Source organism: Azospirillum sp. ST 5-10, from assembly GCF_051225715.1.
In the GTDB taxonomy this organism is placed as follows: Bacteria; Pseudomonadota; Alphaproteobacteria; order Azospirillales; family Azospirillaceae; genus Azospirillum.
This window is the reverse complement of record NZ_JBPJSP010000017.1, coordinates 41,466-56,325: the sequence shown is the minus strand read 5'-3', so window position 1 is coordinate 56,325 and position 14,860 is coordinate 41,466. Positions and strand designations below refer to the sequence as shown.

The following is a 14,860-nucleotide window of genomic DNA, read 5'->3' as shown; positions in this document are numbered from 1 at the left end:
CGCCTACTCCGCCGCCGGCGCGCCGGCCGTCAGCGGCGCCCCCGGCCCTTCGGTCGGACGGCGGCGGCCGGCCGGGTCGGTGTAAAGGTCGTTCAGTCGCTGGACGTGCCCGGCCACCGCCTGGCGGATGCCGAAGATCCGCTTGCGCGCCCGTGCTCCCCAGCCGACCGGGGTCTTGCGGAACAGCGACCGGAACAGGCCGGTGTTCCTGAGGAAGGCGTTGCGGGGGTTGAGGTCGGCTTCACCCATGCGGTCGGGCAGGCCGGCGGCGATGCGCCGGGCCACCACCCGCCGCAGCCAGACGTGTCCGGCAAGGAAGATCGCGGCGACCAGGACGGCGGCCACCAGCAGCCGGACCGGCAGGCCGCCGGCCCACATCGGCTGCTCCTCCACCAGCCAGGAGCCGAAGGCGGGCAGCGCGTCGGCGCCGGCGAGATAGACGACGAGGCCGGCCAGCAGCGCCAGCAGGCCGGCCCACACGGCGTCGCCCCACAGGACGAGGCGGCGCCAGCGCGCCACGGCGGCCTGGACGTAGGGCACCAGCTCGCCCTCCACCTCCTTGGTGAGGGCGTCGAGCATGCCGACGATGCGGTAGCCGCGGCCGATCTCCACTTCGGAGATGCGGCCGTAGATCTCGGCGAGGTCGGCGTCGGCCTTGGCCTCGTAGCGGGCCCGCTTCGCCTCGTCCTCGATGGCGCCGGCGGACCGGCGGTCGTAGGTGCCGTAGAAGCGGCCGCTCACCAGACCGGCCTGGGCGACCGCCCGCTGCCACGCGCCGAACACCGCCTCCGCGTTGTCCTCCTTGGCGGTCGTGTCGATCTGGTTGAGGATGTAGAGGAACTTGCGGGCGTCGGCCCGGCGCACCGTCTTCGAGACGAGCAGGCGCAGGGTGTCCTGCATGGCCCCCGGCTCGGGATGGCGGGCGTCGAAGAACACCAGCACGAGGTCCGACAGGTCGATGATGTGGTCGACCAGGCGCAGCACCGAACGGCGCTGGTCGTCGGCGTCGAAGCCCGGCGAATCGATGATGATCTTGCCGCGCACCCGGTCGCTCTTCAGCGTCTTCAGCTGCAGGTAGCTGTCGATGCGCTTGCCCTCGCCGGCCGCCACCTTCTCGACCTCGTCGGAGATCCGGTAGAAGGGAAAGCGGGGGTCCGCGTTGAGGGCGGTGCCCGGCAGCGCCTCGTGCTTGGTGTCGGCGCCGTAGCAGATCACCGTGAACTTGTCGTCGACCGCCTGGTTGCCGGTGCCCTGCAGCGGGTGCCCCAGGTAGCTGTTGATGAAGGTCGACTTGCCGGCGGAGAAAGTGCCGAGCACGGCGATCATCGGCCACCAGGGAATCCGCGTCGCCAGCGATTCCTCGCGCCGGAGAAGGCCCAGTCCATGGAGCAGTCGGTCGAATTCCCGATAGGTCGGGATGACCGGCAGCAGGTTCGGGTTCTCCGTCTTCAGATGCGATTCCAAGGCGGAAAGGCGATGCTGCAGTGCTTGCCTCGGGGTCATACGGGCCTACGCGTCCTCGTGGTTTCGCCCTTGCGTGCGGGCGGCCGGGCGGCCGCGCGTCCGATTTAGCACGGCCACCGGGCGGGCGCCGGGGAAAAATGCTGCGACAAGGAAGACCACGCCGCGAGGGGACGGCGGCACGGCCGCCGTCCCCTCGCGCACGGGACTCGACTGGAGCGCGCCCGTCAGCCCTTGACGACCGGCAGCACCGCCGCAACCCGCCGGCCGATCTGCCGGCCGGCCTCGTCGGCGGCGAGGCGCGCGCGGGCGTCCTCCAGCCACGGCGCCGCCGCCTCGCCGGCGGCCCCGGGCAGCATGGCGACCAGATCGACCGCGGCGGCGAGTTCCCCGCGCTCCAGCATGGTGCCCGCCCGGGCCACCAGGGCCGGCGTGCTCTGGGCATCGGCCGGGGCGCCGGACACCGGCAGGCGCAGGGCCCCGGCGACCCCGGTCACCCAGCCCATCATGCGCTGTCCGATGCCGCGGTCGCCGGCGGCGGCGAGGTCGGCGCTGACCAGGTCGGGCACCATCCAGGCGAACCGCTCGGCCAGTTCAGAATGGGTCGGGATGCCGGAGAGGGCGTGCGCCGCCAGCGGCGCCAACGCCTTGCTCGTCGCCTCGTCGGCGATGCCCGACACCTTGACGGCGGCCAGTTCGGCGGCGAACGGGCCGGAACCGGACAGGGCGCTGCGCAGCTGGCCGGCGGCGAGGGCGCCGGCGACCTGGGCCGCCGGCAGGGCCGCCACCTTCTCGTCGACGGCGCCGACCGCCGCCTCCAGCTTGGCGATGCGCTCACCCAGCGACGCGTCCGCCGAGGCGGTCACGCCGAGCGACGTCTCGAGCGCGGCGACGCGTGTCTGCAGCGCGTCCACCTGGACGGACTTGGCCAGGAAGTCGGGCGACCACAGCGGCGCCGTCACGGCGACGCCGGCCCCCAGGATGGCGAGCAGCGCCGCCGCCATGGCGACCGCGCCGGCGCCGCCCGACCGGGGCGCGGCCGCCGGGGCGCCGGTGTTGCCGTGGACGTAGGCGTGGCCGAGCGCGGCGACGGGGCTGGGGGCGTCGGCGAAGGAGGATGCGGGCTCGGTCGGACGGTCGGTGGCGGGGGCTTCGGAAGCGGTCATGTCGGGGATGGCTTTCTGCTCGGGGATCGGGATGTCCGCCGCGGCCGGCGCGTCCGCCGCGGCTGAAGGTTCGGCGTCGCTCGGTTCGGCCGCCGCCGCCGGTGTGTCCACCGCGGCTGAGGGTTCGGCGTCGCTCGGTTCGGCCGGAGCGGCGGCGACGACCGCGATGTCGCCCGGTTCGGCGGCCTGCGGCGCCGGCTCGGCCGGGAACGCGGCGACCAAGTCCGCTTCGTCGAGGGCAAGCCCGAGGCGGGCGGCGGCAGCCCGCACTTCGCCTTCGCGGGTGGCCGGGATGGTGGCCCGCTTCTTCCATCCCTGGACCGTGCTGACCGGCACGCTCAGCTTGTCCGCCATGGGACGGATGCCGCCGAATCGTTCGATCACCCGTTCCACCGCGGCGGCCGCGGGGCTCGCGCCATCGGGCGTGCTGTCCGGTTGCTCCGAATCGGGTTGCGACGTCATGGGTCACCTGTCGGTCTGTTCGCACGAAGGCCGGATGATGACGAGCACGCCCCGACCGCCGCTCCGCCGCCCACGGCGCCCCGGAGCGGCAAACCGCCGGGCCGCTCGCCGGTGGACGCACCGTACCGCGCCGGGATTCCGCGTGCTGCGGCACCGTCCGGGCGCGGGCATCGGATGGGGACAGGTGTACCGTACGGCCGCGAAGTGTAACAGCGCACACGTTCCCAGGGGAGAGGAAAATACCGCGATTCGCCAATGGCACGGCGATATCGGCAAATACATATCGTCGCAGGGAGCCGCGACGGCACGGTATAGTTATCACACGCCATCATCGTTTCCAGACTCGCGCGGGCACCCCTTTCTCCTGTAGCGTCAGCGACGTGTATGCGTGAAGGCCGCCGCCTCGCCACGTCGCGGTTGAGTTCGCGTCGTTGTCTCTGTAATTGTCGCGCCGAGGCCGAAGGCGCCCTCCACACGCCAGAACGGAGCGGACCGATGAGCGAGAACGAAAGCCCGACGACCGCCGGCTCGACGGAATCTTCCCCTGCCCCCTCCCCGGCCCCGGCCCCGGCCCCGGCGCCCGCCGTTCAGCCGGCACCGCGCGGCGGCGCCGGCACCGTGGTGGTGTCCCTGCTGCTCGCCGTCGTGGTGAGCGCGGCGACCGTGGCCACCGCTCCCCACTGGGCGCCGGAGCTGTTCCGGACGCTCGGCGTGCCCGACCCGGTCGCCGCGCCGCAGCAACGCCTGGAAGCGGCGGACGCCAAGCTCGCCGCCGCCGTCGCCGACCTCGAGTCCCGGGTGTCGGCGCTGGGCGCGCGGGTCGACGGCCTCGCCGGCACCGCCGAGGGCGGCGCGGTCGCCGCCGCCGACCTGCGCTCCGCCGCCCTGGCCCTGGCCGTCGGCGAGCTGCGCGAGGCGTTGCGCCGCCCCGGCCCCTTCGACATCGAGCTGGCGACGCTGCGCGCCATCGCCGGCAGCGATCCCGACGTCGAAGCCATCCTCGCCGCCTTCGCGCCGCGGGCCACCGGCGGAATTCCGCTGCGCAGCCAGCTGCGCGAACAGTTCCCGCAGGCGGCGGTGGCCATCGTCGCGCCCCAGGGGCCGGCGACCGCCGACGTCGCCCGGGAGGCGAACTGGTACGCGCCCTGGCAGTCGGTGGTCACGCAGTTGCGCTATCTCGTCCGTCTCGACACGCCGCCGGCGGACAGCGCCTTCGCCACCGTGCAGCGCGCCCGCGCCCGGCTGTCGGCGGACGATCTTCCCGGCGCCGTCGACGAGCTCGCCGTGCTGCCGATCACCGATGGCCCGGCCAAGGAATGGCTCGACGCCGCCAAGGCGCGGGTCGCCGCGGATCGCGGGGCCAACGCCCTGACGACCCTGGCCCTCGCCCGGATGTCCGCGAAGTAGGCGCATACGCCGCCTGCAAAAGGGACGAGCCGCCGGGGTGCTCGGCGGCTCGTCCTGCGTACGGCCCAGGAGCGCCGGCGTGGCGCCGGCCCCGGCGGATCATGCGCCGCGCGGCGTCGCCGCGTCACTCCGCCTCGACGCGGGTGAACCAGCGCTTGGTGCCGAACAGGCCGCGCCGCTTGGGCTTCCAGCCGTTCGCCAGCATGATCTTCTTGACCCGCTTCTTGGCCTCGTCCTCGCTCAGCCCGTTGGCGCAGAACTTGCGCAGGAACGCCACGCTGTCGGCGAACTCGCGCTTGTCGATCCGGCCGTCCTCGGCGAAACCGTCGAGAATGTCGCGGATGCGCTTCTCCGCCTCCGTCTCGAAGACGTAGCCGCACTCCTGGGCCACGCCGAGCATGATCTGCCGGCCGTCGTCCAGACCGATCTCGAAGCGCATGACGCCGTCTTCGAGGATCTTCTTCTCGGTGTCGCGGGCAATGAAGCGGTTGTCGAGTGCCTGAACCTTCACGTACTCGGCGAACCTTTTTCTCACCTCGTCCGGAACCGCCATCGTCGCCCTCGATCGAATTACCGCTACCGCGACCCTGCTATACCCCGAAAGCCGGCCGGGCCGCGAGCGATAAGTTGGGGGCAGAGCCGAGTCGGCGGCCGGAATCCGGCCTTTTCAGGCCGGTCACGCCGCCGCCGGCCGTCTTGCGTACGCGACCCCGTACGGGGCGCGCGATGAACCGTATCGGACCACATACACATCCTGGGCACGATCATCATCCGGCACATACGCCCCAACGCGCCGCACCGGAGCAGACGGGAGGTCGCCGTTCGTGGAATGGTCCGCCCCCTGTGCAGACGTCATGTCCTGGACACCGAACCAACCGCTGATGGGGCTGCTGCGTGTTCATCCGGTGCTGCGCGACGCTCGTCCTGACGGCGGGCCTTCTGCTCACCTCGGCGGCGCCGGCCGCCGCGGACGATCCCCTCGAACGCTTCAACCGCGCGATGTTCGCGGTCAACGGCGTGCTGCAGGACAGCGTCCTCGTCCCTGCCGCGGCGCTCTACGCCGACACCGTGCCGGCGCCGGTGCGGCGGTCGGTGGCCAACGTCTTCGCCAACCTGCGCGAGCCGCTGACGGCGGTGAACAGCGGTTTCCAGGGGGATTTCGGCAACGCCGGCGTCGCGTCGGCGCGCTTCGCCGTGAACAGCACGATCGGCCTGCTCGGCCTGTTCGATCCGGCGGCCGGCCTCGGGCTGGAAAGCCGCGCCGAGGATCTCGGGCAGACCCTGTGCGCGCACGGCGTGCCGGAAGGCGCCTTCCTGATCCTGCCGTTCACCGGTCCGACGACGGTGCGGGACCTGACCGGCACGGCGATCACCCTGGCCGCCGGCGCCTCGATGTTCGGCGACGGCTATCTCACCTTCGCGGCGACGGACAGCACCATCGCCTCGGCCGAGGTTCTCGCCGAGATGCGCCAGCTCGAACGGTTCTCCCTCGACCCCTACGCCTGGCAGCGCAGCGCCTACCTCCAGCACCGCCAGGCCGAGTGCCGCAACGGCGCGCGGGCGCCGTTCGCCGTCGCCGACGCGCAGCCCGACACCCCCTGACGCCCGCCGGAGGCGGCGCGGCGTCTCGGCCGCCGCCCGCCGGTCAGATGGCGGGGCCCGGCTCGTAGGCGATGCGGTTGACGCGGGTGGTGGCGGGGCCGACCTCGTGGGTGCCGTACCACCAGCTGCCGATCAGGCCGCCGGCGATGGCGCCGATCAGCGCGCCGCGGCCGGCCAGCACGTCCATCGCCAGAGCGCCGGCGACGATGCCGACGCCGACCGCCAGCGCGTGGTCCGGCGACAGGCCGAAGATGCTGGGCGCCGCCGGGGCGGCGGGCTCCACCGGCGCGGGCATCGGCACCGGTGCCGGGGCCTGCTGGGCCACGGCGACGGCCGGGGCGAGCGCGAGTGAACCGGCAAGGGCGAGGGCGAGCAGGGCGCGCATGATATCCTCCGATGAGCATTCGGCCACGGCGATCTTAGCACGCCGGCGGCGAACCGCCACGGCTTCGCTGGCCCCGGAATCGCCGCGCCGACCTTCGCCGGCCGCCGGCGGACGCCGTCACAGGCGCGTCGCGCCGCCCGGCGCGGCGCCGGGCGCGGCCGGTCCCCCCGGAGGCGGGGCCGAGGGCGGCGACGGCGGCGATGGCGGCCGGTCGAGGCGACGGATGATGATGTCGCCGTTCTGCATCACCTCCGGCGGAGCGTAGGACGGCAGTTGGTTGATCCAGCCTTCCAGCGCCTGAAGCAGGAGGTCGAGGCCGCGCCGGGCCTTCGCCGCGGGCGTGTCGGGCGGGACCTCAGGCACCGGCGCTTCCTGCGCCGGCGCTTCGGGCGCCGGCGGCGCCTCCGCGGCCGCGGCCGGACCGGCGAGCAGCAGGACCGCAAAGGCCAGGGTGGTCAACGTGCGCATCGTCGCCTCCTCTCCTCACCATCCCTGGTGAACAGGCTAGCACACGATCGGCTCCCCGTCGCCCCCGCGCCCCGGCCGGAGCCTCAGAACTCCTTCCAGTCGTCCTCGTCCGCCTGGGCCCGCTGCAGCACGCCGACGGCGGAGCGGGACGCCGCCGCCTCGGCCGCGGGCTTGGCGGCCGTCCGGGCGAGCGGCTTCGCCGCGGCCGTCCGGACGACCGGCTTGGTCGCCGCGACGATGCGCACCGGCGCCGGGCGGGCCGCCACGGCGGCGACCCGGGCCGGCACGGCCGCCTGGTCGAGCTTGAAGAAGCCGACCAGCGTGCGCAGGTCGCCGGCCTGGGTGGCGAGCGACTGGGCCGCCGCCGTGGTCTCCTCCACCAGGGCGGCGTTCTTCTGGGTCATCTCGTCCATCTGCGCCACGGTGGCGTTGATCTCGTCCAGCGCGGTCGCCTGCTCGGACGAGGCCGATGCCATCTCGGCGATCAGCGTGGCCACCTCCTGCACTCCGGAAACGATGCCGTCCAGCGCCTGGCCGGCCCGCTTCACCAGCTCGACGCCGTCCCGCACCTGGCCGTCGCTGTCGAGGATCAGGCTCTTGATCTCCTTGGAGGCTTGGGCCGAGCGCTGGGCCAGCTGCCGGACCTCCTGGGCGACCACCGCGAAGCCGCGCCCGGCGTCGCCGGCCCGCGCCGCCTCCACCGCGGCGTTCAGCGCCAGCAGGTTGGTCTGGAAGGCGATCTCGTCGATCACGCCGATGATGTCGGTGATCTTGCGCGAGGAATCCTCGATCCGCCGCATCGCCTCGATCGCCGATTCGGCGACGCCGCCGCCCGACTCCGCCGAGGCCCGCGCGTCGGCCGCCATGCGGTTGGCGCGCTGCGCGTTGTCGGCGTTGGAGCGCACCGTCGCCCCCAGTTCCTCCATGCTGGCCGCCGTCTCCTCCAGCGAGGAGGCCTGCTGCTCCGTGCGCTCCGACAGGTCGGTGGCGCCCAGCGACACTTCCGACGCCGCCGCCGAGATGGCCTCGGTCGCCTGACGGATCTGCCCGACGATCTCCGCCAGCTTGACGGAGGTGGCGTTGACGTCCTGCTTCAGGCGCTGGAAGGCGCCCTGGTAGTCCTTGTCGATGCGCCGGTCGAGATCGCCGCCGGCCAGCGCCGACAGCACCGAACCGAGATCGGCGATCACCGCCTCGACGGTGTCGGTCAGGCGGTTGATGCCTTCCGACATCGTCTTGTAGAAGCCGTCCTTGCCGGCGAGGTCGAGGCGGCGCGACAGATCGCCCCTGGACACGGCGTCGATCAGCCCGGCGATCTCCTCGCCGATCGCCGTCTCCCGGGCGCGCTGCGCCTCCTCGGCGCGGCGTTCGGCCTCCAGGCGCTGGCGTTCGGCCTCGTCCATGCGCCGCTTCTCCTGGGCGTTGGTCTTGAACACCTCGACCGCCTTCGCCATCGCCCCGATCTCGTCGCGGTCGGCGAGCGCCGGCACGGTGACGTCGAGGTCGCCGCCGGCGAGGCGCGTCATGGTGCCCGTCATGTCCCGCACGGGAACGACGATGCCGCGCGCCACCAGCCACGCGAGCAGGGCCCCGAACAGCAGGGCGCCGGCGGCGATCGCGAGATCGGCCGTCATCGTGAAGTCCATGTCCGCCTCGGCGGCGGCCAGCAGGGCCGTGCGCTCCTGCCCCTCCAGCGCCACCGTCCGTTCGGCCAGCTCGGCGAACTCGCTCCCCATCGCCGCCATGGCCGACACGATGCGGGCGTTCTCGCCGATCGCCGCGGCGACCCGGTCGAAGATCTCGACGTAGCGGCCCGACAGCTGGTCCGCCTCCTCCACCAGGCGGCGGCGCGTGGGATCGACGACGCGCAGGGCGACGGCGCGCAGCATCGCGTCGAACGCCGCGTTGTCCTTGCGCACCTCCTCCGCCTGCGCCGCGTCGGCGTCGACCAGGAAGCGCTGGGCGGCGAGGCGGGCCTGCATCAGCCGTTCCTGCGCCTGGCCGGCCAAGGCGGCGACCTCCATGTTCCCGTCGCCCATGGCGCTGGCGATCACCTGGGACAGGCTTTCGCGGGCCCGCTGTCCGGTCGGTGTGAGCTGCTCGCCGATCAGGGCGTCGCGATTGCGGCGCGTCTCGACCAGCCGACCGAAGTTCGTCGTGTAGCTCTCGAAGAGCTGGCCCATGCGCTCCAGCGCGTCGCGCCGCTCGCCGACCGGCACGCCGCTCAACGACTCGCGAAGCTCCTTGGCGAGAAGGCCCTGGATGCGTCGGATGTCCTCCGCCACCGCGGAATCGCCGGTGTCGTTGAAATTCACCACCTGCCGGCGCATCTGCGCCACGTTGGTGTTGATCTGCTCGACCAGAAGCGAATGGCTGCTGATCGCGGCGTAGGTCTCGAAGCCTTCACGCGCACCGGACAGACCGCGAACGCCCACGGTGACGACCAGCACGAGCAGCAGCAAAACCGTCAGGAAGCCGAAGTAGATCCGGGTTCCGACCTTGAAGCGCCCTGCCAGACTGCTTCCCTTCATGGTTCCATTCCTTGCCAATCCATCGCGTGGCCGCAACCCGGCCGTCGCCGAACCGCCGCCGCGTCGGCGGTCGCGGCGCTTGGGCGGACCCATCCGTTCGGTTTAGACGATTCGGGTTAGCAAACCCTTTCAATCCGTCCAGTCGCAGCGGATCGTTTCCCGCGGGATCGAGCAGGACGACGCAGACAAGGGTGCGGGTTCCGTTCTCCGCTCTTCGAGCGTCACGGCAATGATCGACCGCTCAATCGAACAGAATCGTGCGCGGACTTGCCGCTGCGACGCTTCGTCATGGTGCAGACTTCGAAAAGAAGCGGCAGCCAAGGGTTGCTCCGGCAAAATTCTCGGGGTCCGGCTGTTCCTGGTGACGTTTCACCGCTAATGAATTGACAAAGATTTCCCTTGCCCCGCGTCAAGGGTTGTGGGAATAATCATGCCGATTAGGGGTAATCGTCCCGATTGCGGTTTAAGCATTGAGGGTGGGAAGACGATGAGCGAATCGTCCGTGCGCAAGCGGGGAAGGCGCGGCTCGCCTGAATCCTGGTCGGTGGATGCCCACGTTGGGCAGCGTGTCCGTATGCGCCGGACCCTCCTGGGGATGAGCCAGGAGAAACTTGGCGACGCGATCGGGCTGACGTTTCAGCAGGTGCAGAAGTACGAACGCGGCTCGAACCGGATTTCAGCGGGGACTCTCTATCGGCTGAGTCAGGTTCTGGACGTTCCCGTCAGCTTCTTTTTCGATTGCTACGACGATCCTCACGCGCCGGCCGCGCTCCGGGTGGGCGAGACGCCGACCGCCGGTGGCGGGGAGATCAGCCGGCGCGAGGCGCGGCTGCTCCGCCTGTGGCGATCGGCGCCCGCGCCGGTCGCCGACGAGATGTTGTCCCTGCTGTCGGCGCTGTCGCCCCACCTGCGCGACGGCAGCGAAGGGGCGGACGGCGGTTCGGACCGCGATGAGCTGACGCCCACCTTCCCGCAGCGGACGGTGCGGACCGCCGACGCGGCGGGCAAGGGGTCCCCGGCGAAGCCGAAGCGGGCCTCCGCCAAGTCCGGCCAGAAGCAGCGGCGGCGCCACGGGGCGGTGTGGGACCCGGCTGACATCTATCGCGCCTCCAAGGCGCCGGCCGCCACCGACTGACGCGAACGCCGGCCGGCGCGCTGACCGGACCTCCGGCCGCGGGCATGGCCGTGAACCGGTCGGCAGGACGCGTGTCGCCGTCTCGACCGCGGCGTGGCGCTCAATAGCGCAGGATGGCGCCGACGATGGCCTCGGGTGGCAGATCCGCCCTCGCCACCACGTGCACCGCCCCACCGTGCAACAGCGTGTCGGCGGCCGCCTTCTCCAGCAGGTCGACGGATTGGCCGTCCGGCGAGCCGGTCGCGGTGACGCGCCGCGTGGTCTCGTCGTAGCGCCCCCACAGCCGCGTCCCCTCGACCAGCAGCAGCGCGTCGATGCGCCCCTCCCCGGCGGCGGCGACGATCTCCTCGGGCCGGGTGACGGCGCGCGTGCGCTCCTGCGGGTCGCCGGCCACGGCGCGGAACCGGTCGACGGCGTCGCGGCGCCCCTGGTCGAACAGCGGCTCGACCAGCCGGAAGGCACGGTCGTGAATCTCCTCCGCCTTCAGGGCGTCCGGATTGGCGTCGACGCCGGCGGGAAGCAGGGACGCGGGATGGCGCACCAGCTTGCGGAACTGGCCCTGAACCTCGGGCTCGGCCACCAGCACCAGCGGCCCCTTGAAGCCGACGCGGTCGAGATGGCGCTGCACTGCATCGGCCAGGCGCCGCAGGTATTCGACGAGATGAGCGTGTCGCAGTTCCTCGGGCGATTCGCCGAAATTGTGCGTCTTGACCGAGTTGACGGCGACGTTCCGCCGGTCATGGTGGCGCATGTGCCCGGGCGAGTTCAGGACGTTCTTGTCGTAATCGGTTTCCGCGTCCACATCCTCCACGCCGGCCGGCAGGTCGGCCTGTTCCTCGCAGAGGCCGTGACGGGTCGCCGAATAGAGGCGGGCGCCGCTCGCCGTGGCGGTGAGGACCATGAAGCTGCCGTCGGCCGCCAACAGCGGCAGGAGGGGCCGGACCGCGAGGTTCTGCGACACCACCACCTCTTCCGGCAGGCCGATGGGAACGCGGTGCGCCTCGAACAGGTCCTGGGCGATGAACAGCGCCAGCCCCTCGTTCTGGTGGCGCCAGAAGGCGGCGTCGTCGAGCAGCCTGAGGGCCGGGGCTATCAGCGCCTCGGCATCGGGGCGCCGCAGACCTTGCGCCGTCAGGCGCTCCACCGCGTCGCCCAGCAGGTTCTTCAGGCGAATCGTATCCTGGCGGATCTCACGGCCGGCCACATGGGTGGGCAGGAAGACGGACACCGCCGGCGCGGTGTCGACGGCAACCAGACGGCCGAGGTCATCTTTGTTGAACATGGGCATTCCCGTCGATCTGCGTGGGGGCCTGTAGCCAGCAACCGTCCGGAATTCCTTTGGTTCCGCGGACCGGGCGGCACCGCGCCCGGGCACGGCGGCGGCGCGCGGGGAGATTCCCGTTGCCGGCTTGCCGACGGCACGGCAGGATCGCTTCACCGGCCGCAGGCGTGCGACGTCCTCCGGCGAACGACGGCTGAGCCTGCGATGACCGACCGCCTCGACCTCCGCCTCGCCAACGATCTGGCGGAAATCCCGCGACTGGCCGAAACCGTCGAAGCCTTCTTCGAGTCCCGCGATCTGCCGCCGTCCGTCGCCTTCAACTTCAACCTCGCCTTGGACGAGTTGCTGACGAACGTGATCTCCTATGCCTTCCCGGCCGGCGGCCGGCACGAAATCGCCGTCACCATCACCGTCGACGGCGACGGCATCACGGCCGAGATGAGCGACGACGGCACGCCCTTCGATCCGCTGACCGAAGCGCGGCCGCCGGTTCTCGAAGGCGACATCGACGACCGCCCGATCGGCGGCCTCGGCATTCATTTCGTGAAGACGATGATGGACAGCGTCCGCTACGAGCGGCGCGGCGGACGCAATCACCTGATCCTGTCGAAGCGTGCGACGGCGCCGACGGCGGACTGACGGGGGACGGCCCGGACCGGGCCGTCCCGCCGCGTCACCAGGTGCGCACCGGCCCGACGTCGACGTGAACGAATCCCGACCGGCCGTAGACGCCGACGCCGCCCGCCTTCAGCGCCTTGGCCTCCTGGGCGAGGCCCTTGAGGCTGCGGTCCGGCAGCGCGATGTCCATCGCCATCGCCCGCGTGTGGTAGCTTTCCTTGGCCACGCCGCGCGACCGGCGCCGCGCCAGCGCGTTGGTGTGCTTCGACCGATAGCCGCAGATGACCTTGAACGGCTCGCCGGAGCCCATGCGCCGGTGCAACTCCGACACCAGATCGAACAGCCGCGGATCGAAACGGGCGACCTGGCCGTCCCGGTGGTCGCGCAGCAGACGGTCGAGCCGGCGCAGCACTTCGGGCCGGTACGCGCCGTCGGTCCAGTAGACCTCGTCGAAATGTTCCCCGGTGTTGACGTTGTGCAACACCAACCGCCGTTTGGGCGGTGCCGGCAGGGCGGCCATGGCCGGAACGGCCGGCAGGAGTACCGAAGAAACGGACGCCGTGGTCGCCGCGGCAAGGCCAAACTTCAGAAATCCACGCCGCCCGACGTCGGGACCGGCGCCCCCATCCCCCGCAAAGCTCATTCCCTTCCCCTCAATATCCGGTTGATCGAAGGTTTCTTAGAAAAGGCAGGGTGCCTTGCGCCCCTTCGCTGGGACGTATTATGACTGATCGGAATTAGGCTAAAGCTGGTTGTCTTATCCGATCACCTATTCGTATAGGCGAGGGCATAGGGCGCGATCAACCACAAACTGGCCGAAGCGCAGTACGAATCGTCGCGGGCATAGGCCCGAAACCAAAGGAGTGTCGATGGTCGTGCATTGGAGCGATGCGACGCGTGTCACATCGCAAGTGCGGAATGTGATGTATATGTTCTGTGAAGCACAATCCCGACTGACGCGCCGAGCGAGGGCCTGACGATGACGCTGACTCTGCTGACGATCCGCTGCCGCCAGCTGGCCGGGGCCGCTGCGATTCCGGCGCTGCTGATCCTGCTGGCGCTCGCCGCGGCGGTCCCGGCCGGCCCGGCGTCGGCGCAGACCTTCCGCGACACGCTCGAGGCGTCCGCCGTGAGGCTCGATCAGCGCGCCGCCGAACTCGAGCTGATGCCGCCGCCGGCGACCGCCCCGATCGGACCGGGCCCGCTGCTGCGCGTGGGGGACGTTGACGGCCGGGTGTACCGCCTGTCCCAGCGCCTGGCTGATCTGGGCTATCTGCCGCCGGACGCGATCGGCACCCTCTTCGACGAACGCATCGACCTCGCCGTGCGCAGCTTCCAGCTGGCGCAGGGGCTCAAGGCCGACGGGGTGGTCGGCGGCGCCACCCGCACGGTGCTCGACCGCACGCCGCAGGAGGCGGCGCTGATGATGCGCCAGAGCGCCGCCGGCATGCGCGCCTTCGCCCAGACCGCGCCCGACCGCGTCCTCATCGTCAACCTGCCGAGCCAGACCGTGACGCTGGTGCGCCACGGCCGGTTCGAGCTGACCATGCGCGCCGTGGTGGGCCGCCCGTCGCGCGAGACGCCGCTGCTGGAGGACCGGGTCACCCACATCATCGTCAACCCGACCTGGACCGTCCCGCCCACCGTGCTGAAGCAGGACAAGCTCCCCAACCTGCGCCGCAACGGCAATCCCGGCATCTCCAACGCCACGGTCTACCTCGACGGCGAGCCGGTGGTGCCGGAGACGGTGGACTGGAGCACCGTGTCGCCGGGGCGCGTGCGCATCGTCCAGGAGCCGGGCGACCACAACGCGCTGGGCCGCTTCCGCTTCAACCTGACCAATCCCCTGAACATCTACCTGCACGGCACCAACGAGCCGCGGCTGTTCGACCGCGACGTCCGCACCGTCAGCTCCGGCTGCGTGCGCCTGGAGGACGCCCGGCTGATGGCGGAGCTGCTGCTGGCCGAGGTCGACGTCACGCCGGCCCGCATCGACCGCTACCTGGAACGGGGCGAGCCGATCTGGCTGAAGGTGAACGCCCTGCCCGTCCGCTTCGTCTACTGGACGGCGACGGTCGACGCCCTGGGCACGGTGCGCCTGCACCCCGACGTCTACGACATGGTGGACGAGATGGCGGCGTCGCTGGCACCGCCGCAGACGCCCGCCCCGGCGGGAACCTTCCCGCCCGCCGGCCCGGCGGCGCCGGCGCTCCCGGAGGCGGCGCCTCAGCTCTACCCGCCGCCCGCCTACACGCCGGCCCCGGCGGCGCTGCCGGCCTCCCAGGCGGCGCCGATGGTCAGCGCCGAGCGGCCGCTCTGACGGAAAGGCCCCTTTCCCGGGCG

12 protein-coding genes and 1 pseudogene are annotated in these 14,860 nt (G+C 71.6%); 5 read left to right on the top strand and 8 right to left on the bottom strand.

Going from position 1 to position 14,860, the window contains the following annotated elements; genetic code table 11:
• Positions 1-3 precede the first annotated feature (3 nt).
• Both ACSBPG_RS18900 and ACSBPG_RS18895 read right to left on the bottom strand, forming a co-directional pair.
• Positions 4-1,464, bottom strand: a complete 1,461-nt coding sequence (locus tag ACSBPG_RS18900) for a dynamin family protein (RefSeq protein WP_435538750.1) — start codon at positions 1,462-1,464, stop codon at positions 4-6.
• A gap of 224 nt (positions 1,465-1,688) precedes the next feature.
• The gene (locus ACSBPG_RS18895) at positions 1,689-3,011 is read right to left on the bottom strand and encodes a COG4223 family protein (protein WP_435538749.1); all 1,323 of its coding nucleotides are present in this window, start codon (positions 3,009-3,011) and stop codon (positions 1,689-1,691) included.
• Positions 3,012-3,584: 573 nt separating this feature from the next.
• Here ACSBPG_RS18895 and ACSBPG_RS18890 point away from each other — a divergent pair.
• Complete coding sequence (locus tag ACSBPG_RS18890) at positions 3,585-4,496, top strand: COG4223 family protein (RefSeq protein ID WP_435538748.1); 912 nt, start codon at positions 3,585-3,587, stop codon at positions 4,494-4,496.
• 124 nt (positions 4,497-4,620) lie between these two features.
• Here the strand turns inward: ACSBPG_RS18890 and ACSBPG_RS18885 are convergent, their stop codons facing one another.
• Positions 4,621-5,049, bottom strand: coding sequence for a hypothetical protein (locus ACSBPG_RS18885; protein WP_435538747.1), 429 nt, complete (start codon positions 5,047-5,049; stop codon positions 4,621-4,623).
• A gap of 341 nt (positions 5,050-5,390) precedes the next feature.
• Here ACSBPG_RS18885 and ACSBPG_RS18880 point away from each other — a divergent pair, with 341 nt between their 5' ends.
• Positions 5,391-6,098: an MlaA family lipoprotein gene (locus tag ACSBPG_RS18880; protein WP_435538746.1), complete on the top strand. Its 708-nt coding sequence runs from the start codon at positions 5,391-5,393 to the stop codon at positions 6,096-6,098.
• Between the two features lie 43 nt (positions 6,099-6,141).
• Here the strand turns inward: ACSBPG_RS18880 and ACSBPG_RS18875 are convergent, their stop codons facing one another.
• From ACSBPG_RS18875 to ACSBPG_RS18865, 3 genes are all read right to left on the bottom strand, one after another.
• Positions 6,142-6,483 (bottom strand): hypothetical protein, encoded by a 342-nt coding sequence (locus tag ACSBPG_RS18875; protein ID WP_435538745.1) that lies wholly within the window; start codon positions 6,481-6,483, stop codon positions 6,142-6,144.
• A gap of 117 nt (positions 6,484-6,600) precedes the next feature.
• Entirely contained in the window at positions 6,601-6,951 is a 351-nt protein-coding gene (locus ACSBPG_RS18870; RefSeq protein ID WP_435538744.1) for a hypothetical protein, read from the bottom strand.
• An 83-nt stretch (positions 6,952-7,034) separates the two neighbouring features.
• Positions 7,035-9,482, bottom strand: a complete 2,448-nt coding sequence (locus ACSBPG_RS18865; RefSeq protein ID WP_435538743.1) for a methyl-accepting chemotaxis protein — start codon at positions 9,480-9,482, stop codon at positions 7,035-7,037.
• A gap of 487 nt (positions 9,483-9,969) precedes the next feature.
• On the opposite strand from ACSBPG_RS18865, the pseudogene ACSBPG_RS18860 reads away from it, so the two are divergent.
• A pseudogene (locus ACSBPG_RS18860) lies at positions 9,970-10,222 on the top strand (helix-turn-helix domain-containing protein); the annotation flags it as partial.
• 495 nt (positions 10,223-10,717) lie between these two features.
• Here the strand turns inward: ACSBPG_RS18860 and ACSBPG_RS18855 are convergent.
• Positions 10,718-11,899, bottom strand: coding sequence for a hypothetical protein (locus ACSBPG_RS18855; RefSeq protein ID WP_435538742.1), 1,182 nt, complete (start codon positions 11,897-11,899; stop codon positions 10,718-10,720).
• 204 nt (positions 11,900-12,103) lie between these two features.
• Here ACSBPG_RS18855 and ACSBPG_RS18850 point away from each other — a divergent pair, with 204 nt between their 5' ends.
• Positions 12,104-12,538 (top strand): ATP-binding protein, encoded by a 435-nt coding sequence (locus tag ACSBPG_RS18850; protein WP_435538741.1) that lies wholly within the window; start codon positions 12,104-12,106, stop codon positions 12,536-12,538.
• Positions 12,539-12,572: 34 nt separating this feature from the next.
• Here ACSBPG_RS18850 and ACSBPG_RS18845 read toward each other — a convergent pair whose 3' ends face one another.
• Positions 12,573-13,037 carry a DUF882 domain-containing protein gene (locus ACSBPG_RS18845; RefSeq protein ID WP_435538740.1) on the bottom strand — a complete coding sequence of 155 codons (465 nt, stop codon included), beginning with the start codon at positions 13,035-13,037 and terminating at the stop codon, positions 12,573-12,575.
• A 459-nt stretch (positions 13,038-13,496) separates the two neighbouring features.
• Here ACSBPG_RS18845 and ACSBPG_RS18840 point away from each other — a divergent pair, with 459 nt between their 5' ends.
• Positions 13,497-14,837, top strand: coding sequence for a L,D-transpeptidase family protein (locus tag ACSBPG_RS18840; protein WP_435538739.1), 1,341 nt, complete (start codon positions 13,497-13,499; stop codon positions 14,835-14,837).
• The last annotated feature ends 23 nt before the right edge of the window (positions 14,838-14,860 follow it).

Bases quoted from the DNA above. Each gene is read 5' to 3' on its own strand.
- ACSBPG_RS18890 (WP_435538748.1), top strand. From the start codon at position 3,585: ATGAGCGAGAACGAAAGCCCGACGACCGCCGGCTCGACGGAATCTTCC.
- ACSBPG_RS18885 (WP_435538747.1), bottom strand. From the start codon at position 5,049: ATGGCGGTTCCGGACGAGGTGAGAAAAAGGTTCGCCGAGTACGTGAAG.
- ACSBPG_RS18875 (WP_435538745.1), bottom strand. From the start codon at position 6,483: ATGCGCGCCCTGCTCGCCCTCGCCCTTGCCGGTTCACTCGCGCTCGCC.
- ACSBPG_RS18870 (WP_435538744.1), bottom strand. From the start codon at position 6,951: ATGCGCACGTTGACCACCCTGGCCTTTGCGGTCCTGCTGCTCGCCGGT.
- ACSBPG_RS18865 (WP_435538743.1), bottom strand. From the start codon at position 9,482: ATGAAGGGAAGCAGTCTGGCAGGGCGCTTCAAGGTCGGAACCCGGATC.
- ACSBPG_RS18855 (WP_435538742.1), bottom strand. From the start codon at position 11,899: ATGTTCAACAAAGATGACCTCGGCCGTCTGGTTGCCGTCGACACCGCG.
- ACSBPG_RS18850 (WP_435538741.1), top strand. From the start codon at position 12,104: ATGACCGACCGCCTCGACCTCCGCCTCGCCAACGATCTGGCGGAAATC.
- ACSBPG_RS18845 (WP_435538740.1), bottom strand. From the start codon at position 13,037: ATGGCCGCCCTGCCGGCACCGCCCAAACGGCGGTTGGTGTTGCACAAC.
- ACSBPG_RS18840 (WP_435538739.1), top strand. From the start codon at position 13,497: ATGACGCTGACTCTGCTGACGATCCGCTGCCGCCAGCTGGCCGGGGCC.